We start from the raw sequence: 1505 nt of genomic DNA, 5'->3' as shown, positions 1-1505 counted from the left end.
GGCACGCCTGGCGATCGCGGTCGAGGCGTGATCGATCAATAATGCAACCCCTGTCCTGCCCGGAGGAATTTGGGTGTCGACAACCGGGGGAATTTGAAGTGTCGATCGGGGGCCGCGTGCACGACGCCCGCGCGGAACGACGCGGCGTAGCCCGAGAAATCGTCAGCTTGCAGGAAGCCCCGCCAGGCGCCCAGCATGTGTCGGGCGTGCGAACCCGAGCGGTCGGTGGTGAAGTCGTACAGTGCCGCCGGCGCCACGCGACGCCAACGATGTTCGGGGTCGGGCAGCCAGCCGCCGGCCAGGTAAACCCACAGCCGCGCCGTGATGGTCTTGCCTTGGGACTCTCCACGTGGCGCCTTCAGCGCGAGCGTGGTGTCGTCGGTGAAGATGACCGCACTGCCCAGCACGTGGCGCTTGAGCGGTGCCATCAGCGGGGCGAGCAGTTCGGCCGTGCCCAGCGTCCAGTCGCACAGCGTCTGGCGCGAGCGCCGCACACCGTGCCTGGCGAGTACCCGCTCCTGGCGCGCGAGGGGGCAATGGTCAGCGTACTTCGACACCGTCACGTGAGCGAGCAGCCCGGGGCCGGCGTTGCTGCGCACGAGCGGCGACGCCTGTGCCCACGCGGTTCGGATCGTGCTGCGCCCGGCCTCGTCCTCGCACCGGTACTTCAGCCGCGCGTGCTGCAACACCTCGAGCCTGGCCGGCGTGTATTCCAGCGTCTCGGACACTTCCTCGCCGATGCGCACGACGCGTGCGAAGGCGGCCTTGTCCTCGTCGCAGAGGTCGTATTCGACGCGTCGGCGCGGCAGGCTCTCATCGATGGCCGGGCGGCCCTGGCGGCGGCGCCGGTGGCCCTTGACCTCATCGTGTTGCTCGGGTGGCACCGGGAGCTCGACGACGTCTTGCCACAGTTCCGGCTGCAGCACCGCGAGCGCTTCGCTGCGTGAGCCGAACACCCGGCGCTTGAACTCGGCCAGCTGCGCGGCCAGCGAGCTCATCTGCTGGCTCGCCTGTGCCCGCAGCGCCTGGAAGGCCTGCGCGGCCTCCACCAGCATGTCCTTGAGCACCTCGACGTCGTCGGGCAGGCTCGCTCGATCGACAGGGACAGCCAGCAGTTGCATGGGTGTCGATGATCTCAGCGCGACCGCGCTGTGGGCAGTCGGTGAATTGCCGATTGCCTTGAAGGCCTGAAGTCCCTCCGTCCTCAGGCGACGACGCTCACGTCGAGCGTGCGCAACCGTCTCGTTCGACTCAGGTCGATTCCTTCCAGCCATGCGACGAGCTCGCTCATTGCGATGCCGCCTGCGTGCAGCCGCGCAGGGTCAGTGAAGCGGCCCGCCTCGAGACGCTTGTAGAGGACCCAAAATCCGTGGCGATCCCACACGAGCAACTTTGCGCGGTCGCGGCGTCGCCCGATGAAGACGAAGACCTGACCCGACAGCGGGTTCATGCCCATCGCAGCGGCCACGATCTGCGACAGGCCGTCGATGGACTTCCTCATGTCA

General features: G+C 68.0%; 2 protein-coding genes. Both read right to left on the bottom strand.

What is annotated here, in order from left to right; translation table 11 throughout:
* Positions 1–35: 35 nt before the first annotated feature.
* Positions 36–1121: an IS66 family transposase gene (locus WKW79_RS36945; protein ID WP_340340183.1), complete on the bottom strand. Its 1086-nt coding sequence runs from the start codon at positions 1119–1121 to the stop codon at positions 36–38.
* Positions 1122–1204: 83 nt separating this feature from the next.
* A partial coding sequence (gene tnpB, locus WKW79_RS36940; RefSeq protein WP_340340182.1) for an IS66 family insertion sequence element accessory protein TnpB occupies positions 1205–1505 on the bottom strand: 301 nt, incomplete at its 5' end.

Origin of the sequence: Variovorax robiniae (assembly GCF_037889955.1) — a bacterium.
Taxonomy (GTDB): domain Bacteria; phylum Pseudomonadota; class Gammaproteobacteria; order Burkholderiales; family Burkholderiaceae_C; genus Variovorax; species Variovorax robiniae.
Note: the sequence above shows the minus strand (reverse complement) of the source record. Positions and strands in the feature narration are given on the sequence as shown.